The organism is Luteimonas saliphila, assembly GCF_016774335.1.
GTDB classification, from domain to species: Bacteria; Pseudomonadota; Gammaproteobacteria; order Xanthomonadales; family Xanthomonadaceae; genus Luteimonas; species Luteimonas saliphila.
Genome location: NZ_JAETWA010000041.1, coordinates 89,926 through 111,431, shown reverse-complemented (window position 1 = coordinate 111,431; position 21,506 = coordinate 89,926). Strand labels below are relative to the sequence as shown.

General features: G+C 71.3%; 17 protein-coding genes. 11 read left to right on the top strand and 6 right to left on the bottom strand.

The features are described 5' to 3' along the window. Positions 1–19: 19 nt before the first annotated feature. Both JMO03_RS12230 and oleD read right to left on the bottom strand, forming a co-directional pair. The gene (locus JMO03_RS12230) at positions 20–178 is read right to left on the bottom strand and encodes a DUF1328 domain-containing protein (protein ID WP_149102795.1); all 159 of its coding nucleotides are present in this window, start codon (positions 176–178) and stop codon (positions 20–22) included. Positions 179–630: 452 nt separating this feature from the next. Beyond that, the gene (gene oleD / locus JMO03_RS12225) at positions 631–1,626 is read right to left on the bottom strand and encodes a 2-alkyl-3-oxoalkanoate reductase (protein ID WP_202843682.1); all 996 of its coding nucleotides are present in this window, start codon (positions 1,624–1,626) and stop codon (positions 631–633) included. A 202-nt stretch (positions 1,627–1,828) separates the two neighbouring features. Between oleD and JMO03_RS12220 the strand changes: the two genes are divergently transcribed. Next, positions 1,829–2,944 carry a serine hydrolase domain-containing protein gene (locus JMO03_RS12220; RefSeq protein WP_202843680.1) on the top strand — a complete coding sequence of 372 codons (1,116 nt, stop codon included), beginning with the start codon at positions 1,829–1,831 and terminating at the stop codon, positions 2,942–2,944. Here the strand turns inward: JMO03_RS12220 and JMO03_RS12215 are convergent. Both JMO03_RS12215 and oleC read right to left on the bottom strand, forming a co-directional pair. After that, positions 2,928–4,526: a winged helix-turn-helix domain-containing protein gene (locus JMO03_RS12215; protein ID WP_202843678.1), complete on the bottom strand. Its 1,599-nt coding sequence runs from the start codon at positions 4,524–4,526 to the stop codon at positions 2,928–2,930. The two genes, JMO03_RS12220 and JMO03_RS12215, sit on opposite strands and share 17 nt — an antisense overlap. Then, positions 4,516–6,249 carry an olefin beta-lactone synthetase gene (gene oleC, locus JMO03_RS12210; RefSeq protein WP_202843676.1) on the bottom strand — a complete coding sequence of 578 codons (1,734 nt, stop codon included), beginning with the start codon at positions 6,247–6,249 and terminating at the stop codon, positions 4,516–4,518. The genes JMO03_RS12215 and oleC overlap by 11 nt, the downstream gene beginning before the upstream one ends. A gap of 118 nt (positions 6,250–6,367) precedes the next feature. Here oleC and JMO03_RS12205 point away from each other — a divergent pair, with 118 nt between their 5' ends. Next, complete coding sequence (locus tag JMO03_RS12205) at positions 6,368–6,796, top strand: YkgJ family cysteine cluster protein (RefSeq protein WP_202843674.1); 429 nt, start codon at positions 6,368–6,370, stop codon at positions 6,794–6,796. Positions 6,797–7,077: 281 nt separating this feature from the next. Here JMO03_RS12205 and JMO03_RS12200 read toward each other — a convergent pair whose 3' ends face one another. Beyond that, entirely contained in the window at positions 7,078–7,980 is a 903-nt protein-coding gene (locus tag JMO03_RS12200) for an alpha/beta fold hydrolase (protein WP_202843672.1), read from the bottom strand. Between the two features lie 177 nt (positions 7,981–8,157). On the opposite strand from JMO03_RS12200, the gene JMO03_RS12195 reads away from it, so the two are divergent. Beyond that, positions 8,158–8,706 carry a biliverdin-producing heme oxygenase gene (locus tag JMO03_RS12195; RefSeq protein WP_202843670.1) on the top strand — a complete coding sequence of 183 codons (549 nt, stop codon included), beginning with the start codon at positions 8,158–8,160 and terminating at the stop codon, positions 8,704–8,706. Then, entirely contained in the window at positions 8,703–10,430 is a 1,728-nt protein-coding gene (locus tag JMO03_RS12190; protein WP_202843669.1) for a GAF domain-containing protein, read from the top strand. The genes JMO03_RS12195 and JMO03_RS12190 overlap by 4 nt, the downstream gene beginning before the upstream one ends. A 38-nt stretch (positions 10,431–10,468) precedes the next feature. Here JMO03_RS12190 and JMO03_RS12185 read toward each other — a convergent pair whose 3' ends face one another. Continuing rightward, positions 10,469–11,476: a siroheme synthase gene (locus JMO03_RS12185; RefSeq protein WP_202843666.1), complete on the bottom strand. Its 1,008-nt coding sequence runs from the start codon at positions 11,474–11,476 to the stop codon at positions 10,469–10,471. Positions 11,477–11,570: 94 nt separating this feature from the next. Here JMO03_RS12185 and JMO03_RS12180 point away from each other — a divergent pair, with 94 nt between their 5' ends. The 7 genes from JMO03_RS12180 to cobA all read left to right on the top strand — a co-directional run bounded on the left by JMO03_RS12180 (position 11,571) and on the right by cobA (position 21,373). Continuing rightward, the gene (locus JMO03_RS12180) at positions 11,571–12,146 is read left to right on the top strand and encodes an ANTAR domain-containing response regulator (protein ID WP_202843664.1); all 576 of its coding nucleotides are present in this window, start codon (positions 11,571–11,573) and stop codon (positions 12,144–12,146) included. Between the two features lie 5 nt (positions 12,147–12,151). Continuing rightward, entirely contained in the window at positions 12,152–13,222 is a 1,071-nt protein-coding gene (locus tag JMO03_RS12175) for a CmpA/NrtA family ABC transporter substrate-binding protein (protein WP_202843662.1), read from the top strand. Between the two features lie 528 nt (positions 13,223–13,750). Beyond that, positions 13,751–14,920 carry a nitrate/nitrite transporter gene (locus JMO03_RS12170; RefSeq protein ID WP_202843881.1) on the top strand — a complete coding sequence of 390 codons (1,170 nt, stop codon included), beginning with the start codon at positions 13,751–13,753 and terminating at the stop codon, positions 14,918–14,920. A 13-nt stretch (positions 14,921–14,933) separates the two neighbouring features. Continuing rightward, positions 14,934–17,390 carry a nitrite reductase large subunit NirB gene (gene nirB, locus JMO03_RS12165; RefSeq protein WP_202843659.1) on the top strand — a complete coding sequence of 819 codons (2,457 nt, stop codon included), beginning with the start codon at positions 14,934–14,936 and terminating at the stop codon, positions 17,388–17,390. 2 nt (positions 17,391–17,392) lie between these two features. Further along, positions 17,393–17,761 carry a nitrite reductase small subunit NirD gene (nirD, locus tag JMO03_RS12160; protein ID WP_425491837.1) on the top strand — a complete coding sequence of 123 codons (369 nt, stop codon included), beginning with the start codon at positions 17,393–17,395 and terminating at the stop codon, positions 17,759–17,761. Continuing rightward, entirely contained in the window at positions 17,761–20,529 is a 2,769-nt protein-coding gene (locus JMO03_RS12155; RefSeq protein WP_202843657.1) for a nitrate reductase, read from the top strand. Before nirD ends, JMO03_RS12155 begins: the two co-directional genes overlap by 1 nt. A 79-nt stretch (positions 20,530–20,608) precedes the next feature. Continuing rightward, complete coding sequence (gene cobA, locus JMO03_RS12150) at positions 20,609–21,373, top strand: uroporphyrinogen-III C-methyltransferase (RefSeq protein WP_202843876.1); 765 nt, start codon at positions 20,609–20,611, stop codon at positions 21,371–21,373. Positions 21,374–21,506 lie beyond the last annotated feature (133 nt).

Here is a 21,506-nt window from a genome sequence, read left to right as displayed (position 1 = left end):
CGCGTGCGAGGCTGCCGGGCTATACCCGCTTGCCGCGCAGCAGCGAAACGATCGCCAGGATCACGAATACCACGAACAGGATCCAGGCGATGTTGGTGGCGGCGCCGGCGACGCCACTGAATCCGAGGACGGCGGCGATGAGCGCGATGACGAAGAAGATGACGGCGTATCTGAGCATGGAAGCGGTCTCCGTGGCGACGGCCGGGGGCCATAGGTTTGAGGGTGCAGGCAAACGCTACGCGAGCCCCGGTCGCGGCCGGGTGAGCGCCGGGTGAGGTCGTCGTGAAAGACCGCGCACACCGGAATGCCCCGTGCAGCGGCACGACGATCGCCGCCGTCCGCGCAACGCGCTGGTTGCTCGCAGGGCCTTCAAGATCCCGCGTCGGCTTCTCTCCGCTGTGGGCCCGCGCAGGGAGCCAGGAATCGCCTGCCGGGCGTTCCCGCGCTCAGTGGGCAGGCTGCAAGTACGAGGTCCCGCAACCTGGCCAGCTCCTCCCGATTGGAACCCGCGGCAGTCAGCCGAGGCCGCGCGTGGCTGGCGCCATCGAGTACCGCGCCTGGCCGGATACCGCTTGCGACACCCGGGGGAGGCGCGCCGCGCGCGAAAAACCTGATGCACCTGCGGTCCGGTCATCCCTGGTGCAAGGATGTCCGCAAGCGTTGCAGCCCTTCGGCGATCGTCACCCGCGGCACATAGCCGAAGTCGCGCGTGGCTGGCGCCATGGAGTACCAGTGCGTCGTGCTCAACTGCTCGGCAAGGAACCGCGTCATCGGCGGTTCTCCCCGCAGCCGCAGCAGCGGCCAAAGCGCCTCGCATGCGGCGCCGATCGCGTAGGCGACGCCGAACGGGATCGACCCGTGCACCTGCGGCGCGCCGGCGGCGGCGAGCAGCGCATTGACGATCTCGCGCGTGGGTTTCGGTTCCCCATTGCTGATGAAGTACGCGCGCCCGGCGCAGGCCGCGCCCGGCGCGAGGTGCTCGAACGCGTCGAAGTGCGCCTGCGCGGCATTGTCGATGTAGGTGGTGTCGATCAGGTTGTGGCCACCGCCGACGAAACGCAGGCGCCCCGCTTTCGCGCGTTCCACCAGCCGCGGCAGGATCTGCTGGTCGCCGGGGCCCCAGATCAGCCGCGGACGCAGCGCGACCGTGGCCAGGTCGTTGTCGTTCGCTGCCAGCACCGCTTTTTCGGCGATGGTCTTGGTTTCCGCGTACGGCGCCTTGAAGCCTTCGCCGTAGGGCACGGTGTCGGCGGTGCCGCCTTCGACCGGATGGGTGGCGCGATGGGTGACGCTCGGCGTGGACGTGTACACCAGCTTGCCGATCCCGTGTGCGCGACAGGCGTCGAGCACGTTCCGGGTGCCGGTGACGTTGGCCGAGTGGTAACTGTCGCGGCTCCCCCAGGCACCGGCTTTCGCGGCGTTGTGGAAGATCGCATCGAAACCGCTCGCGGCGGCGAGCACGGCATCGCGTGAGGCGAGGTCGCCGCGGATCTGGCGCACGCCGATCGCCTCGAGCGCGGGGTAGTGGCCGCGGTTGAAGCTGACGACCTCGTGGCCGCGTTCGACCAGGCCGCGGCACAGCGCCTGGCCGAGGAAACCGCCCCCTCCGGTGACGAGGATCCGCATTACCGACTCCACGCGATGACAGATCCACACGATAGCGAGCCGGGGTGGAATTGGCGACGCGAGGCTTGCAACGCCCGTCTTGCGACTGTCGCCGACGCCGCAAGCCACTGATCCGGCACGACTTCAGAAATCTTCATTCGGGCATCAGGCATTTCATTCCGGACCCCGTTGCAGTGGCGGCTTCCTCGACCGGAGTCGTCCCATGCACCTGCTGCCGCGCCTCGTCCTGCTCGCCGCGCTCGCCTTGCCGCCACTCGCCGCCTCAGCGGCGACGCTTCCACCGGAACCTGCCGACGACGACTGGCCGGTCGCCGATGCCGGCGGACGCGGCTGGAACACGGCGCGCCTGGCGGCGCTGGATGCCGCCATCGCCGGCGGCGAAGCGCCGGAGACCACGAGCCTCCTGGTCGTCCATCGCGGCACCTTGGTCCACGAGGCCTACTTCAACGGTGCCGACCGGCAGACCCTCCACAACACGCGCTCGCTGACCAAGACCGTGACCGCGCTGCTGGTCGGCAACGCGATCGACCGCGGCCTGATCGCCGGCGTCGACGGGCCGGTGCTCGACTTCTTCCCGGAGCGCACGCCCGGCAACCCCGGCACGTTCAAACGCGCCGTCACCATCGAAGACCTGCTGACGATGAGCGCGCAATGGGAGTGCGACGACAACAACAACTTCTCTGCCGGCCACGAGGAGAGGATGTACGTCAGCGCGGACTGGATCCAGTTCGCGCTGGACCTGCCAGAGCGCGGCTATGCCGCGTGGACCAGGCGCCCGGCCGACAGCCCGCATGGCCGCGCGTTCGCCTACTGCACGGCGAACGCGTTCCTGCTTGGCGCCATCGTCGAGCGCGCCAGCGGGGTGTCGTTGGCACGCTTCGCCAGGGAGGCGCTCGAAGCGCCTTTGGGCATCCGGGTCTCGCGCTGGCACCGGTCTTCCGAAGGTACCGGCATGGGCGGCGGTGGCACCGAATACCGCAGCCGCGACCTGGCGAAACTGGGACAGCTGATCGTCGATGGCGGCCGCTGGAACGGACGGCAGGTGGTTTCGGCGCAATGGGTGCGGGCGATGTCGCAGGTGCACGCGCAAACGCCGTTCGATGCCGACTACGGTTACCAGATGTGGCGGTTCCCGTTCACGGCCGGCGACCGGCCGCTGCATGCCTGGGCGATGTCGGGCAATGGCGGCAACTACGTGTTCGTCGTGCCGGAGGAACAACTGGTCGTGGTCATCACGCGCACCCGCTACAACCAGCGCGGCATGCATGCCGAGTCGCGGAAACTGTTCTCGGACTATGTCCTCAGCGCCCTGCCGTAGCGTCGGTTGCATCGTCCGGAAGGCGGCCGGAGGCCAGTACCGCGGCGCGCTCGGCGGCCAGCGCCTCGTCGATACACCGCAACGCGGCGTCGAATGCCGGCGCGTCGCGCAGGTCCGCGAACAGCGGCGACACACGCAGGTAGCCGGCGTCGCGGAAGCCGGCGGCCACTGCGGCATCGAGCGACCGGCCTGCCGCGTCGCGGTCGCCGGCCAGTGCATGCAGCAGCGCCGCCTCGACACCGTCGAAGGGATCGGTGCCGCGGGCGAGGCCGGCGCCGAGCGCGGCCGCGCGTTCGCGCAGTGCGGCGGCATCGGGTCGGCCTTCGGCACCGGCGGTCCAGGCGACGGACTCCGGGAAGCTCGCATGCGGCCTGAGCGCGTGCGCCCGTCCCGCGGCGTCGCGCGCGGCCGCGGTGTCGCCGCGCAGCAGCGCCAGTTCGGCGGCCAGCAGATGCAGGCCAGGGTGCTCGGTGCCGCGCGACAAGGCCTGGTCCAGCGCCGTCTGCGCCTCGTCGCTGCGGCCGCGCCCGTACAGGAACGTAGGCCAGGCCAGGTTCGAGAACACGTTGTCCGGATACAGCTGAAAGCTGCGCCGGTAGCGCGCCTCTGCCGCCGCGGCGTACCCCAGCAGATCGAGGTTGGACGCGATCTGCAGGTCCAGGAAGCGCACGCCAGCCGGCTCGCGCACCGCAAGGTTGGCGGCCAGCGCATCGGCGATCCGCCCCTGGCGCGCGTAGAGGTACGCGGCGGACGCACGGCTGCCGTCGGCCGCCGGATCCAGTTGCACCGCACGTTCGTAGCCGGCCAGCGCGGCGGGGATCTCGCCACGGCAGTCGTGTGCATAGGCGAGGGCGGCGTAGGCCGCAGCGGTCTTCGGCTGGCGCGCGATCACGGCGTCGGCCAGCGTCTGGGCCTGCACCGCGTCGTCTGCGCTGCCGTTGTACAGGCACAGGCGCGCGCTGTAGGCACGGCTGAGGCCGAGCTGCGCGTCCGTATCATCCGGGGATTCCTGCAGCCGCTGCCGGTACAGCGCGATCGCGCGCTCGTTGTTGGCCTGCTGGCCGATGCCGGCATAGTAGGCGGCGCGCTGCGACAGCGGCGAAACGACGGGCGCGTCGGATCGTGGCCACAGCCACCAGGCCAGCACTCCGAGCATCGGCAGCAGCGCGACAGCGGCCAGGCGCGAGGCGTGAGGCCTGTGTACTGATGACGCTGTCGACCGCGAATCGAGAGAAGGGGCCTCGGCCCGGGGCTCGCTGCACAGCTGGTAGCCCTGCCCGCGCACCGAGCGCACGTAGCGCGGCTGCCGGCCATCGTCGCCCAGTGCCTGGCGCAGCAGGCGCACGCGTTGGGTCACGGTTTCCTCGCCCACGTGCGCCGGCGCCCAGACCCGGTCGATCAGTTCGTCGAAGCCCACCACGCGCGTGCCCCGCCCGAGCAGGTAGTGCAGCAGGCGGAAACTCAGGCCCGCGACCTCCAGCACGCGCCCGTCGTCACGGACGACGCGTTGCCGCGCGACATCGATATGCAGATCGTCGAGACGCCATGACGCAGGCGACGCTTTGGCGTTCTCAGCCGACACGCGTCGCGGCCCAGGCCGACAGCGTCTCACGGGCGATCTTCGCGTTGTGGCGGATATCGACCGGAAAGCCGGGGTGGAACAGGATCAGGGTGATGCGTGCAGTGTGGACGAAGCCTTCACCGAGGCGTCGCAGCTCGTTGGCGATGCGCGCCTGCCCGGCCTGCGCCACGCCCGCGTTCGCTTCCACGCACAGCACCGGCACCTGCCGACCCGCGGGCCCGATCCCGACCAGCGCGGTGCGGTGCACCTCTGGATGCGTGTTGAACACCGGCTCCACCTGCTCGGTGTACAGCGGCCCGTCCGCGGTCTCGACCCGCTGCGACTTGCGGCCGCAGAACCAGAGCCGGCCATCGGCGTCGAAACAGCCGAGGTCGCCCATGCGGTGGATCACGCGCGTACCGCCCCCAGGCAGCGCCTCGACGATCTTCGCCAACCGCGTCTGCGCGTCGCGATTGAAGTAGCTGTCTGTCGCGCTGGGGCCCGCCACCGTGATCTCGCCGACCTCGCCGGGCGCGGCCAGAAGGTCTTCCGACCACGCCTCGATCGGATCGTCTCCGATGCTGATGATGCGCACCTCGTTCGGTGGCACCGGACGGCCGACGCACGTGCCGGCGCCGCGTTCGGTGCGTTCGCGCAGCGCCAGCAGTTCGCGGCCCTCGATCACCGCCACTGGCAGGCATTCGGTCGCGCCGTAGGGCGTCCAGAAGTGCGCATCCTCCGGCAGCAGGTCGAGCATCCTCGCCACCACATCGGGCGGCACCGGCGCGCCGGCAGCGGTCACCCGCCGCAGCGTCGGCAATGGCGCGCCGTGATCGGCCAGCACCCGCATCAGCGCCGGGGAGCCGAACAGCTGGTCGACGCCGAAGCGCCCGATCGCCGCGTGCAGCTTGCGCGGATCGGCCTCCGCCGGGCGGGTGGGATCCATGTCGGGGATGATCGAGGTCAGGCCGAGCGCGGGATCGAACAGTGCGAACGGCGGGAAGGTCGGGAAGTCGATGCCGCCGGGCGCGATCCCGAACGCGTCGCGCAGCATGTCGATCTGGGCGACGAAATGGCGGTGGCGGTAGACCACGCCCTTGGGCACGCCGGTGGAGCCGCTGGTGAACAGGATCGCGGCGACATCGTCGGGTTGCGTGTCCACCAGCTGCGGGCCGCTGGCTGCGCCCTCGCGCTCGATCCGCGCCAGTGTGGCATCGGCCAGCCACGCGAACCGGCCCGTGGTGATGCTGGTGCGCGCCGCTTTCGCCCAGCCCAGCAGCACGCGCGCGAACTGCGCCAGCGGGATGCCGATGAAGGCCTCCGGCCGCGCCTCGCCCAGGCACTGCTTCAGCGCGCGCCGGTCGATACCCGGATCTACCAGCACCGGCACCGCGCCGGCCTTGAACAGCGCGAACATCAGCAGGAAGAACTCCGGCGTCGGCCGCACCATCAACACGGTGCGGGTGCCGCGCACGATCCCGCGTGCGGCCAGGCCGGCGGCGATCGCGTCGCTGCGCGAATCGAGTTCGCCGTAGGTCAGCGAGACCGCATAGCGACCGTCGCGGCCGGGGCAGCGCATGGCGACCCGCTCCGGCGCCTGCGCCGCCAGCTGCGGCAGGGCGGCAGCAATGTTGCAGGGCGATGGCGCGCGCCCGGGCGAAGCCCTGTCGACATCGGCTGCGGCCCCCGATACCCGGCCGGGGATGGCCGGGCCGGTCGATCCGGCGTCGTGTTCCTGCACCATGCGCGGGGTCCGCGTTCGCGAGAGGCGCCATTATCGCCCCGGGGACCCTTGCGCACGGACGCGGCGCCGGGACAATGGCGCACCCTCCCCGCTCGCGCCGCGCAAGGCCCGGCTTCCCATGCACCCCTGCCTGACCTGCGGCGCCTGCTGCACGCAGTACCGCGTCGCCTTCCACTGGATGGAGTCCGACGAGGCGACACCCGGCGGCGTGCCGGCGGCGCTCACCGAGCGGCTCGACGCGCACCGCCTGTGCATGCGCGGCACCTATTCCGACCCGATCCGCTGCGTTGCGCTGGATGCGCGGATCGGCGCGTATTCGCGCTGCACGATCCATCCGCACCGGCCGTCGGTATGCCGCGAGGTCGAGGCCTCGTGGGAACACGGCCGCGCCAGCGACCAGTGCGACCGGGCGCGACTGGCGCACGGCCTCGAGCTGCTGGGCGTCGACGACTGGCGCTGGCGCGATGGGGCAGGCGACGGCCTGGACCGTGGCGATGGCAACGGCGACTGCACGCCGCCGACCGGACTACCGCCGCCGGCCGCCTGACCGGTCACGCGCGTGCCGTGCATGCGGGGCGGCCGAAGACCGGGAGCGCCATGGCCTGGCGACACGCACACCCGTTGCCCCGGGGATGGGTCGCGCCTGGCGCCGCTCCCGCACAAGGTGACGACCGGTTACCCGGCAACGGTCGCGCCTGAAGGCGCTCCTACCAGGGCAGCCTGACCTTCAGCCATGCAGGAGCGGCTTCAGCCGCGATCCGCGGCCCGCCGCCATTGCGCACAGGATCCCGAGAGACCTCGCGATCGCGATCGCGCCTGAAGGCGTTCCTACAGGGGATGGCGATCGAGGAAGGCGCGGATCTCAGGCACCAGCACTTCGTGCTTGTCTTCCAGCACGTAGTGGCCGGCGTCTTCGAAGGTGTGTACTTCGGCCTGCGGCAGCGCGGTGCGGAAACGCGCGAGGAAATCCCGGTCGAACACGAAGTCCTTCAGGCCCCAGCCGAGGAACGCGGGACGGTCGGCGTATTCGCCCAGTCGCCGCCCGGATTCGGCCACAAGCGGCCAGGCGCGATCGCGTTCGGTCAGCGGGATGTCCTGCATGAAGCGCACGGTCGAGATACGATTCTTCCAGCTGTCGTAAGGCGCGACGTAGGCGCGACGCACCTCGCGCGACATCATGCGCTCGACCCCGAATCGGGACGCGCCGGCGGAGAACGCGTTGAAGCCTCGGATCAACAGCTCGCCGACGTGGTAGTCGCGGCCGAGCGCGATCTGCCACGGCATCGGCTTGCCCGGCGGCATCGGGAACGCGGCGGTGTTGAGGACCACCAGGCGCCTGACCTGCGCCGTGTGCGACAGCGCCCAGCCGAAGCCGATCATGCCGCCCCAGTCGTGCACCGCGAGCGTCATCGGGCCGTCGACGCCCAGATGCGCGAGCAGCGCCGCCAGGTCGTCGACGCGCGACTGCAGGGTGTAGTCGTAGCGCGGCAGCGCGTCGGCATCGTCGTCGGGCTTGTCCGACAGGCCCATGCCGACATGGTCGGGCACGATCACCCGGTAGCGGTCGCGCAGTCCATGCACCAGGTGTCGCCAGCAATAGCTCCACGACGGATTGCCGTGCAGCGCCACCACCACCTCGCCGTCGCGCGGCCCCTCGTCCAGGTAATGCAGACGGATCCCGGGACGAACCTCGAAACGATGGCTGGCGAAGTCGTAGTCGGGGAAGGACACGGGTGCGGGACAGGTTCGTGAAGACGCGCATTGTAGCGAGGGCGCGGATTCGGTCGCCCTGCTCATCTTCCTGAACGCGTCGCGCGCGGCCCGGCGTCGCTGCAAGGTCGGGCCGGTATCCTGCGCCGCATCATCGGATCCAGCGCCCCGGGCACGACCACCAGACCGCAGCAAGGCATGGCGCGGATGCGCCTGCGCGAGGCCACCGCCGACCTGCACGCGCGGGTGGACGCGCTGTTCCCGCGCGGCCTGGATTCGGTCGCCACCTACCGCCGCTACGTGCTGGGCATGCACCGCTTCGCGACCGACTTCGAGATCGCGGTGGAGGCGACGCCGCGCCATTCGGCGTGGCTGGCCGGCGACCTGTCCTCGCTGGCGCTGGCGCCGCTCGCGGCCGAGGGCGTGCGCGCCCCGGCGTCCGGTGCGGCGACGCGGCTGGGCTGGAACTACGTGATGGCCGGCAGCGGCATGGGCGCGCGCGTGCTGTTGCGCGATGCGCAGCGGCTCGGCTTCGACCGCAGGCGCGGCGCCGGTTTCCTGGCGCGCCACGCGGCCGCGGAGGACTGGTCCGCGCTGCAGGCGCGGCTGTCGGCACTCGATGCCGGCGATGCGTCGCGCATGGCCCAGGCCGAGGACGGCGCGCGCAGCGCGTTTGCGCTGGTCCAGGCCTGTTTCGAGCGCAGCTTCGACCATCTTCCCGTTGCAGCCGACAAGGAGCGCGCATGACCCCCGAACTCGAACGCGCGCTGGACGCCTGCGCCAGCGAGCCGATCCACCTCCCGGGCGCGATCCAGCCGCACGGATACCTGATCAGCTGCCGGTTGCCGGACTGGTCGATCCACCATGTCTCGGCCAACATCGAAGCGCTCACCAGCGCGCCTCCGGAACAGATGCTGCGCCGTTCGCTGCGCGAGTTCATCACCGACGACGTGATTCAGACCATCGCCGAGACGATCGGGTTCGCCGAACCCGGCGCGCAGGCCCAGCGCGCGGCGGTGGCGAACATCGGCCCGCTGGCCGCGTTGTGCGAGGTCAGCGTGCACGTCGCACAGGGACTGGTGCACATCGAGATCGAGCCGCACGTGCGCGGCGCCGGCGAGCGCTCGCCAACGGTGGTGGCGCAGGCGATGATCACCCGGGTCGCGCAGGGCGGCGACGACGAAGGCTTCCACCAGCGCGTGGCCGAACAGGTGCGCCTGCTCACCGGCTACGACCGGGTGATGGTGTACCGCTTCCGCCACGACGATTCCGGCGACGTGGTGGCCGAGTCGCGCGACTCCGCGATGCCCGCCTACCTCGGCATGCGCTATCCCGCCTCGGACATCCCGCCGCAGGCGCGCCGGCTGTACCTGCACAACCGTATCCGCGTGATTCCGGATGCCCACTACACGCCGGTCCCGGTCCTGCCCGACCGCAGTGCGCGCGGCGAACCGCTCGACCTGGGTCAGCTGTCGCTGCGCAGCGTATCGCCCGTGCACCTGGAATACCTGGCCAACATGGGCGTGGGCGCGTCGATGTCGATCTCGATCGTCGCCAGCGGCCGGTTGTGGGGGCTGATCGCCTGCCACCATCGCGGCGTGCGCCATCTCTCGCCGGGCGTACGCGCCGCGGCCGACCTGTTCGGCCTGTTCGTCTCGATGCGCGTCGCCGCGCGCGAACAGCAGGAAGCGGCGGCGGTGGAGGACGGCGCGCGGGCCGTGCGCGATACCCTGGCGCTGCGCCTGGCGAACGCCAGCGATGCCCGCCTCGCGATCGCCGCCGAGCTCGACCTGCTGCGCCGCGCGGTCGCCTGCGATGGCGTGGCCCTGCTGCAGTCCGGCCGCTGGCATGGCGCCGGACGCACGCCGCCCGCCGAACGCATCCCCGACCTGCTGGCCTGGCTGGCGCGCGAGGCGCATGCGGCGGCCCCGGCGATGACCGACCGCGCCGAGGACTGGAACCCGGGCCCGGAGGCTGCCGACGGCATCGCCGGCGTGTTCGCGCTGCCGCTCGACCCGGGCAGCGACGAATGGCTGCTGTTCTTCCGCTGCGAGCAGATCGAGGACGTGCGCTGGGCCGGACGACCGGACGCACCGTTCGTGGTCGCCGGCGACGGCAGCCGGATCGGTCCGCGCGCGAGCTTCGCCGCGTGGCGCGAAACCGTACGCGGCAGCAGCGCGCCCTGGAGCGACGCCGACGCGCGCATCGCCCGCCGCCTGTGGCTGGTGCTGCGCGAGCACTACCGTCGTCCCGACCCGCAAGCGGAAGTCGGCGACCTGCGCGGCCACCGCAGCCGCCTCGACGTGCGCGACCACCGCAAGCGGCTGCTGCAGTTGTCGGAACTGCTGGACGGACTGGCCCACGTCAGCCCGGTCGAGACCGCGCGGTTGTCGGCGCGGATCGCGACGCTGGAAGAGGAATTGCAGGCGCTGGTGTCCTCCGCGGCCATGGCAGGCGGCGCCGGCGACTAGGGCCCGGCGACCCGGCGACGATCGCGGCCGCCCCGGGATCAGGTTGCGCCTGGCGCGTCGCCGTGGTCCGGGGCGACGCCGGCATGGATCTCGCATGGCCATTCCAGCCGCTGCAGCGTCTGCGCGAGTCTTGCAAACGGCGGTTCGCGGAAGCCGTCGCCCGGGCGCAGCCACACCACGTGATGTCCTGCGCGCGCATGCTCGGCCAGTCGCGCGCGGCAAGCCTCCGGATCCGTCGGCGCCGGCTCGCGCGGCGCATCCTTGCGCGCCAGCGCCAGCACCGCCGCGGCCACGCCCGCATCGACCAGTAGCACATCGGCCAGATTCATCGCCCGCAACGCGCCGAGGGTGAGGCGGGCCGGATCGCCCGGTCCGGTGCCGACCAGGCTGATGCGCCCGCCGGCCGGGGCGATGCGGGCCGGATCCAGCATCGCCGCGAAGGCGCGCTCCGCATCCTCCACACGGCCGGTGCGCAGCAGCGCGGGCACGGCGCCGTCGATCACCGCATCGAACCAGCGCCGGCGGCGGTCCAGGTCGGGCAGCCGTTCGCGGATGTTGTCGCGATGGCGCGCGAACAGCCCGGCCAGCGCGCCGAGCGAGGGATCGAGTTCGATCTCCAGCCGCTCGCGCAGCCGCCGCGCCAGCATGGGCGCCGCGCCGCCGGAGGAGATCGCCAGCTGCAGCGGCGCGCGGTCGATCACCGCCGGCACCTGGAAGCTCGACAGCCGCGCGTCGTCCACCACGTTGGCGAGCGTGCGCCGGGCGGTGGCCTGCGCCGCCAGCGCGGCGTTGAAGGCGCCGTCGTCGGTGGCGACCACAAGCAGCCACGCGGCGTCGATCCAGGCCGGGTCGAATTCGCCCTCCAGGCGGTCCAGCCGCCCTTCGACCAGCCAGCTCTGGAGCGTCGGGTGCAGGGCCCGGGCATGCACGCGGACCCGGGCCCCGGCCTGCAGCAGCGCCTCGATCTTGCGCACGGCGACCTCGCCGCCGCCCACGACCAGCACCTCGCGGCCGGCCAGATCGGCGAACAGGGGATAGAGCGGCATCGCGTCTCCCTTGGCAAACCTCGGCGCCAGCGCTTATGTTGCAAGGCAACATAGCGCCAACCCCTCCCCGCCGCCAGCCAGCCGCCGCCCGGGCATGCCACGGATCCTGCTGATCAACGACACCGCCAAGCCGATCGGCGACCTGCGCGATGCGCTGGTCGACGCCGGCCACGAGGTGCTGGGCGTGGTCGACGGCGTGAGCGCGCTGCTCAAGGCGGTGGAGACGCACCTGCCGGACGTGGTGATCCTCGACGTCGACTCGCCGTCGCGCGATGCGCTGGAGCAGCTGGCGATGCTGCACCGGCACGCGCCGCGACCGGTGGTGATGTTCTCGGCCAACGGCGACGAGCAGCTGATCCGCGCCGCGGTCGGCGCCGGCGTCGCCGCCTACGTCGTCGATGGCCTTTCGCCGTCGCGGCTCCATCCGATCATCCAGGTGGCGCTGGCGCGCTTCGAGCAGGAATCGCAGCTGCGCCAGCAGCTCGAGGGCGTGCAGCAGCAGTTGCAGGACCGCAAGCTGATCGACCAGGCCAAGGGCCTGCTGATGGAGAAACGCGGCATGAGCGAACGCGATGCCTATGCGGCGCTGCGGCAACAGGCGATGCGGCAGAACCTGAAGCTGGCCGACGTGGCGCGGCGGATCCTGTCGATGGCGGACCTGCTCGGATGACGCCCATGCCCACCGGACCGCTTCGCACCCTGCGCATCGGCTTCATGCCGCTGGTGGACTGCGCGCCACTGGTGGCGGCGGTGCGCCTCGGCCTCGACCACCGCCACGGCCTGCGCCTGGATCTGCGGCGGCAGGGATCGTGGGCGGCGGTGCGCGACAAGCTGCTGTCCGGCGAACTCGACGCCGCGCACGCGCTGGCCGGCATGGTCTACGGCATCGAGACCGGGATCGGCGGCCCGCAGGAACAGATGGCGGTGCTGATGGTGCTCAACCAGAACGGGCAGGCGATCGTGCTCGCGCCCGGGGCGGCGCAGCGGTTGCGCGCGGGCGCGCCGCTGCGCGAGGCGCTGGACGTACCGGCACGGCGGCCGGTCCTCGCCCAGACCTTCCCCACCGGCACCCACGCGATGTGGCTGTACTACTGGCTCGCGGCGCAGGGCGTGGACCCGCTGCACGAGGTCCAGGCCGTGACCCTGCCGCCGCCGGAGATGCCTGCGGCGCTGGCGCGTGGCGAGATCGAAGGTTATTGCGCGGGCGAGCCCTGGGCGGCGCAGGCCGAAACCCTGGGCGCCGGTACGCGCGTGATCCGCAGCGGCGAGCTCTGGCCCGGGCACCCGGAGAAGGTGCTGGCCTGCCGGCGCGCGTTCGCCGCGCTCGAACCCGACACCGCCACCGCGTTGACCGCGGCCGTGCTCGAAGCCTGCCGCTGGCTGGACGAGGATCCGCGCCACCGCGCGCAGGCCGCGCAGTGGCTGGCCGACGACGGCGCCATCGATCTCCCCGTCGCCTGCCTGTCCGACTGCCTGCTGCTGCCGTCCGGCGATGCCTGGGCGACCCGCCTGCGCTTCCACGGCGACGGCGACGTCAACTTCCCCTGGCTGTCGGACGGGCGCTGGTTCCTGCACCAGTTCCGTCGCTGGGGCTGGCTGCCGCCCGACGCCGGCGGCGACGACGCCCTGCTGGCCGAGATCCATCGGCTCGACAGCTACCGGCTGGCCGCGCTGCAGGTCGGGGTGCCGCTGCCACGCGGCGATTCGCGCGCCAGCCTGCTGTTCGACGGCATGCGCTGGGAATAGGCCCGGGCCGCGTCGCATTCCCGTCCCGCCGCTCCGCCCAAACACCCTGTAGGAGCGGCTTCAGCCGCGACCACCTGCCCAGATCGTGCGGGTGCACGCCCCATGGCGGCCCTGTCGCGCCTGAAGGCCCTCCTACGGGATCGCAGGCCACCGATCCGCACCGCATTGGTGCAGATCCCGCACAATTTCGGGGATATCGGTCTCGCCTCCGGTCGCCAATTGAACGCAACCGATTGAATCCAAAGCCCCCTCCACGCAGGGAGGGGCTGGCACGCATGTTGCGTTGCAATACAAGTCGGGCGCAAAGCCGCGTCCACGACAACCCGATTACGACCCGAGGCCAACGGCGGCCGAAGGTCGCCGACAACGGCGTCTCTCCGGCCCCCACCGGAGGACGCCGTTTTTCGTTTTCGCCCTTCCTTTTCCGGCGGCCCGCGCGGGTGTGGTTGTACCCGGCAACGGCGGCCTCCTCCCACGGAGAGTGCGCGGATGAATCGTTCCTTCTGGCAGGCCGGGCACACGCCCACGCTGCTGTCGGCCTTCCTCTATTTCGACCTGAGCTTCATGGTCTGGTACCTGCTCGGCCCGATGCAGGTGCAGATCGCCGAGGCGCTGCTGCTCGACACCCAGCAGCGCGCGCTGATGGTGGCGGTGCCGATCCTGTCCGGCGCAGTGCTGCGCCTGTTCCTGGGCCTGCTGGCCGACCGCATCGGCGCAAGGCGTACCGGACTGCTGGCGCAGACGCTGGTGATCGCGGCGCTGATGGTGGCGTGGACGCTCGGCGTGCACGGCTTCGGCCAGGTGCTGCTGCTGGGGCTGATGCTGGGCGTGGCCGGCGCCTCGTTCGCGGTGGCGCTGCCGCTGGCCTCGCGCTGGTACCCGCCCGAGCACCAGGGCACGGCGATGGGAATCGCGGGCGCCGGCAATTCCGGCACCGTGCTCGCGGCGTTGTTCGCGCCGCTGCTGGCGACGATGTTCGGCTTCCGCAACGTGTTCGGCCTGGCCTGCATCCCGCTGCTGGTGGTGCTGGTGGTGTTCGCGCTGTGGGCGAAGGACGCGCCGGTGCCGGTCGCGCGCAAGAGCCTGCGCGACTACGCGCACGTGCTGGTCGGCAACCGCGACTCGTGGTGGTTCATGTTCTTCTACGCGATCACCTTCGGCGGCTTCGTCGGCTTCGCCAGCGCGTTGCCGGGCTACTTCCACGACCAGTTCGGCTTCGAGCCGAAGATCGCCGGCTGGGCCACCGCGGCCTGCGTGCTGGCCGGCTCGGTGATGCGCCCGATCGGCGGCGTGATCGCCGACCGCATCGGCGGCACGCGCACCCTGCTCGCGGTGTACCTGTCGGTGGCGCTGCTGGTCGGTGGCGCCGCACTGGGGGTCGGCGGGGCCGCGGGCGTGGTGTTGTTGTTCATCCTCACGCTGCTGTGCCTGGGCGCCGGCAACGGCGCAGTGTTCCAGTTGGTGCCGCAGCGCTTCGGCCGGGAAATCGGCTTGATGACCGGACTGATCGGCATGGCCGGCGGCGTCGGCGGCTTCGTGCTCGCCGCGGGGCTGGGCGTGATCAAGCAGCACAGCGGCAGCTACGCGCCGGGACTGTGGCTGTTCGCTGGTATCGCCCTGCTCGCCTGGGGGCTGCTGCGCAGCGTCACCCACCAGTGGCGCAGCCGCTGGATGGCGCTCGGCACCGCACGCATCTGACCGGGACCCCACGATGAAGCAACCACGCCTGGTGGTGGTCGGCAACGGCATGGCCGGCATTCGCACGCTCGAGGAACTGCTCAAGCTGCAGCCGGACATGTACCAGATCACCGTGTTCGGGGCCGAGCCGCACCCGAACTACAACCGCATCCTGCTGTCGCCGGTGCTGGCCGGCGAGCAGGACTTCGACGAGATCGTGCTCAACCCGCTGTCGTGGTACGCCGAGCACGGCATCACCCTGCACCTGGGCAAGGAAGTCGCGCGGATCGATCGCGTGCGCCGCAAGGTCATCGCCAGCGACGGCACCGAAGCCGAGTACGACCGCCTGCTGCTGGCGACCGGATCGGTGCCCTTCATCCTGCCGGTGCCGGGCAAGGACCTGAAGGGCGTGATCGGCTACCGCGACATCCACGACACCCGCACCATGATCGACACCGCCAAGGTCAAGAAGCACGCGGTGGTGATCGGCGGTGGCCTGCTCGGACTGGAAGCGGCGAACGGACTGAAGCTGCGCGGCATGGACGTGACCGTGGTGCACCTCGCCGGCTGGCTGCTCGAGCGCCAGCTCGATCCGGTCGCCGGCGCGCTGCTGGAAAAATCCCTGGCGCAGCGCGGGCTGGCGTTCCGGCTCAACACCTCGACCACCGAGATCCTCGGCAACGAGGCCGGCGAAGTCGTCGGCGTCCGCTTCTCCGATGGCGAACAGGTGCCGGCCGACCTGGTGGTGATGGCCGCCGGCATCCGTCCCAACACCACGCTGGCGCAGGCCGCCGGGATCCACTGCAACCGCGGCATCGTGGTCAACGACACGCTGCAGACGTTCGATCCGCGCGTGTACGCGGTCGGCGAATGCGCGGCCCATCGCGGCGTCGCCTACGGCCTGGTCGCGCCGCTGTTCGAACAGGCGAAGATCTGCGCCAACCACCTGGCGACCTACGGCATCGGCATCTACAAGGGCTCGTCGGTCTCGACCAAGCTGAAGGTCACCGGCATCGACCTGTTCTCGGCCGGCGAGTTCATGGGCGGCGACGGCACCGAGGAGATCGTGCTCTCCGACCCGGCCGGCGGCCTGTACAAGAAGCTCGTCATCCGCGACGACAAACTGATCGGCGCCTGCCTGTACGGCGACACCGGCGACGGCGCCTGGTACTTCCGCCAGATCAAGGACGGCAGCCTCATCGGCGACCGCCGCGACACCCTGGCCTTCGGCGAGACCGCGCTGGGCGACAGCGGCACCGGCGGCCAGGACCGGGCCGCGAGCATGGCCGACGCCGACGAAGTCTGCGGCTGCAACGGCGTGTGCAAGGGCACGATCGTCAAGGCGGTGCGCGAGCAGGGCCTGTTCACCGTCGACGACGTGAAAAAGCACACCAAGGCGGCGAGTTCCTGCGGCTCGTGCACCGGCCTGGTCGAGCAGATCCTGATGAACTGCCTGGGCTCGAACTTCCAGGAAACGCCGAAGACCAAGGCGGTGTGCGGCTGCACCGACCGCACCCACGCCGAAGTGCGCCAGGCGATCCGCGAGCACCACCTGGTCAACCACGCCCAGGCCTACGCCTTCATGGAATGGCGCACGCCCAACGGCTGCGCGACCTGCCGGCCGGCGATCAACTACTACATGCTCTCCACCTGGCCGCGCGAGGCGGTGGACGATCCGCAGAGCCGCTTCATCAACGAGCGCGCGCACGCCAACATCCAGAAGGACGGCACGTTCTCGGTGATCCCGCAGATGAAGGGCGGCGTGACCAATGCCGGCGAACTGCGCCGCATCGCGGATGTCGCCGACAAGTACGCGGTGCCGATGGTCAAGGTCACCGGCGGCCAGCGCATCGACCTGCTCGGGGTGAAGAAGGAGGACCTGGTCGGCGTGTGGAAGGACCTCGGGATGAAGTCCGGCCACGCCTACGGCAAGTCCATCCGCACGGTGAAGACCTGCGTGGGCAGCGAGTTCTGCCGCTTCGGCACCCAGAACAGCACCCAGATGGGCATCGATCTCGAAACGATGCTGGCCAACATGTGGAGCCCGCACAAGGTAAAGCTGGCGGTCTCCGGCTGTCCACGCAACTGCGCCGAATCCGGCATCAAGGACGTGGGCATCATCGCGGTGGATTCGGGCTGGGAACTGCACGTCGGCGGCAACGGCGGGATCAAGACCGAAGTCGCGCGCTTCCTGTGCAAGGTCAGGACCGCCGAGGAGGTGAAGGAATACACCGGGGCGTTCCTGCAGCTCTACCGCGAGGAGGCCTACTACCTCGACCGCACCGTGCACTACATCGAGCGGGTCGGCCTGGAGTACGTGAAGCAGAAGGTGGTCGAGGACGCGGCCAGCCGCCGCGCGCTGTTCGAGCGCCTGCTGTTCGCGCTCGAAGGCCTGCCCGATCCCTGGGCCGCGCGTATCGCCGGCGGCACGCCGCGCGAGTACACGCCACTGAAACTCGCGCGGCCGATCGCCGTCGCACTGGAGGACTGAACATGTCCGGCATCGACGCCTGGGTGCGCGTGTGCCCCATCGACGAGATCCCCGTGCTGGGCGCGCGCGTCCTGCAGTGCGAAGGCGGCGACGACATCGCCCTGTTCCGCCCCGCCGCCGACCGCGTGTTCGCGCTGGCGGACCGCTGTCCGCACAAGGGCGGTCCGCTCTCGCAGGGCATCGTCAGCGGTGACAGCGTGACCTGCCCCCTGCACGGCTGGAACATCGCGCTCGACAGCGGCCAGGCGTGCGCGCCGGACGTGGGCTGCGCGCGGCGCTACGCAGTGGAACTGCGTGGCGGCTTCGTGTGGCTGTCGCTGGTGTCGATGGCGCAGGTCGACGCGGGCGCCGCCGAGGCGGCCGTCGCCTGATGGACGGCACCGGCGCCGCGGGCCTGCCGGTCGAACGCCGCAGCACGCGTTCGACCTGCTGCTACTGCGGCGTGGGCTGCGGCGTGATCGTCCACAGCGAACACGACGCGTCCGGTAGCGACCGCATCGTGTCGGTGGAGGGCGATCCACGGCATCCGGCGAACTTCGGCCGCCTGTGCAGCAAGGGACTGGCGCTCGCCGACAGCGCACGCAGCCTGCAGGGCCGCGTGCTGCAGCCGCAACTGCGCAGCACGCGCGGCGAACCGCGCCGCCCGGTCGACTGGGGCCTGGCGCTGGACACCGTGGCCGAGCGCCTGTCGCGCATCGTCGAGCGCCATGGCCCCGATTCCGTCGCCTTCTATCTCTCCGGCCAGCTGCTGACGGAGGACTACTACGTCTTCAACAAGCTGGCCAAGGGCCTGCTCGGCACCAACAACATCGACACCAATTCGCGCCTGTGCATGTCCAGCGCGGTCACCGGCTACAAGCTCGCCTTCGGCGCCGACGGCCCGCCGACCTGCTACGACGACCTCGAACACGCGAAGACCGTGCTGTTCGCCGGCAGCAACGCGGCCTATGCGCATCCGGTGCTGTTCCGCCGGCTGGAAGACGCGAAGGCGCGCGATCCGGACGTGCGCTGGATCGTGGTCGACCCGCGCCGCACCGACACCGCGGCGATGGCCGACCTGCACCTGGCGATCCAGCCGGGCACCGACGTGGCGCTGTTCAACGGCATGCTCCACCACCTGGTGTGGGAAGGACTGCTCGACCAGGGATTCATCGACGCGCACACCACCGGTTTCGGCGAACTCAAGGCGGTGCTGCGCGAGTACACGCCGCGCATGTCCGCCGAGATCTGCGGCGTGCCGGCGCAGGATCTGATCACCGCCGCGGAGTGGTTCGGCCGCAGCCCGGCCGCGCTGTCGCTGTACTGCATGGGGCTGAACCAGTCCGCGCACGGCACCGACAAGAACCTGGCGCTGATCCACCTGCACCTGGCCACGCGCCAGCTCGGCCGGCCGGGGGCCGGGCCGTTCTCGCTCACCGGGCAACCGAACGCGATGGGCGGGCGCGAGGTCGGCGGCATGGCGACGATGCTGGCCGCGCACCGCGAGATCACCGACGACACGCATCGCGCCGAAGTCGAAACGTTGTGGCAACTCGCGCCGGGCAGCCTCTCGCCGCGCCCCGGCCTGGCGGCGGTGGACCTGTTCGAAGCCCTGCACGGCGGCAAGGTCAAGGCGGTCTGGATCGCCTGCACCAATCCCGCGCACTCGATGCCCGACATCGGCCACGTGCGCGACGCGCTGCGGCGCGCCGAGTACGTGATCGTGCAGGAGGCGTTCGCCGACACCGACACCGTGCCGTTCGCCGACGCACTGCTGCCGGCCGCCAGCTGGGGCGAGAAGGACGGCACGGTGACCAATTCCGAGCGCCGCATCTCGCGCGTGCGCGCCGCGGTCCCCGCACCCGGCCAGGCGAAGCCGGACTGGTGGATCGCGCGCGAGGTCGCGCGACGGATCGAGGCGCGACTGGCCGCGCCGGGCGCCGCGCCGCTGTTCGAGGCCGACGCGCCGGAACCGATCTTCGACGAACACCGCATGCTGACCGTCGGCCGCGACCTCGACATCGGCGGGCTCGACTACGCGCGACTGGAACGCGACGGTCCGCAGCAGTGGCCATTCCCCGCAGGACACGCGACCGGCGAGGCGCGCCGTTACACCGATGGCCGGTTCGCCACGCCCGACGCACGCGCGCGCTTCCACGTCACGCCCTACAAGCCGGTGGCCGAACAGACTTCCGCGCGCTTCCCGCTGCGCCTGCTCACCGGCCGCCTGCGCGACCAGTGGCACGGCATGTCGCGCACCGGCCGCGTGCCGCAGCTGTTCGCGCACAGCCCGGAGCCCGGCCTGCGCATGCATCCGGAGGACGCCGCGCGGCGCGGGCTCGAGGCCGGCGTGCTGGTGCGCATCGCCAGCAAGCGCGGCGAACTGGTGCTGCCGCTGGAACTGTCCGACGAAGTCGGCTCCGGCACGGTATTCGCGGCGATGCACTGGAGCGGGCAGCACCTGTCCAGTGGCGGCATCAACGAGGTCAGCCTGCCCGCAGTGGACGCGCGCTCGCGCCAGCCGGAGCTCAAGCACGCGGCGGTGCGGGTGGAAAAAGCGGAGTTCGGCTGGCACCTGCTGGCCGCACGTCGTGGCGATGCGCTGGCGCTGCGCGCGGCACTGCAGCCGCTGCTGAAGGACTGCGGCTACGCCGGCGTCTCGCTGCATGCGGATCCCGCCTCGCAGGACGGCGGTGCCTGGCTGGTCATGCGCGCCGCGGCAACGGAGGCGATGCCGTCCGCATGGATGGAGTCACTCGAAACCGCGCTCTGCCTCGCACCAGGTCCCCACACGCTGGAATACCGCGATGCGCGCCGCGGCCTGCTCAAGCGTGTCGCCTGGCGCAGCGCGCACGAAGCGAACCTCATCGACGGCCTGCTCTGGGCCGATGCGCAGCCCGGTGGCGAGGCGCTGTTGCGCGCCGCGCTCGCCGGCGGCACCTGGCAGGGCCCGCGCCTGGCCGCGTTCTCGGCATCGGCCGTCCTCGCACGCGACCCGGTGGTGTGCGTGTGTCGCCAGGTCACCGAATCGGCGATCCGCACTGCCGTGCAGGGCGGCGCCGACGTGCCCGCGCTCAAGGAGCTACTCGGCTGCGGCACGGTCTGCGGCTCCTGCCTGCCGCAACTCGCGCGCCTGGCACGCGAATCGACCCATGCCTGACGTCCCGTCCACCCCGGAGGCCCCGATGAGCATGCCCGCCAGCAACGACCCGAATGCGTCGTGCCGCATTCCCGCCGACGTGGTGCTGCTGTCGGCAGGTCCCGGCGATCTCGAACTGCTCACCCTCAAGGCGGTGCGCGCGTTGGCCGCGGCCGAAGTGCTACTGCTCGACGAACTGGTGGATCCGGGCATCGTCGAGCTCGCGCCGCGTGCGCGCGTGGTGCGCGTGGGCAAGCGCGGTGGCTGCCGCTCCACGCCGCAGGCCTTCATCTGCCGGCTGATGCGCCGTTACGCGCTGCAGGGCCTGCGCGTGGTGCGGGTGAAGGGCGGCGACGCGCTGCTGTTCGGCCGCGCCGGCGAGGAGATCGCCTTCCTGCGCGCCGCCGGCGTGCCGGTGACCATCATCAATGGCGTCAGCGCCGCGTTCGCCGCCGCGGCCTCGCTGGGCATCTCGCTCACCCATCGCGAACATTGCCACGGCATCAGCTTCGTCACCGCCCACACCGCCGACCACGGCGAACCCGACTGGGCCGCGCTGTGCGCGACCGGCACCACGCTCGCGATCTACATGGGCATGCGCCGCATCGAATCGCTGGCCCGATCGCTGCTGCGACACCTGCCGTCAGACACGCCCGCAGCCGTGGTCCTGGCCGCGAGCCAGCCCGGCGAACGCCGCCTGCTCACCACCTTGCGCGACCTGGCCGCCGACGCCGACGCCCTCGCCTCCGGACCGCCAGGCGTGATTCTGGTGGGCAATGCGCTGGGCGAGGCGATGGCGTCGACCGGAGCGCCGGCGGACGCATGCCGCCCGGCATCGGTTCGCGGCATCGTGCGTCGCGGTTGAAGCCCCTCCCGCGGAGGTGGCGGGGAGTCGCGGCTGAAGCCGCTCCTACGCGGGGAACTGCTCGGGTAGGCGCGTATTCAGGCGCGACCCGCTCCCCAACGCCGCGGGCCGTCGCGGATGCGGGGCCTCCGCG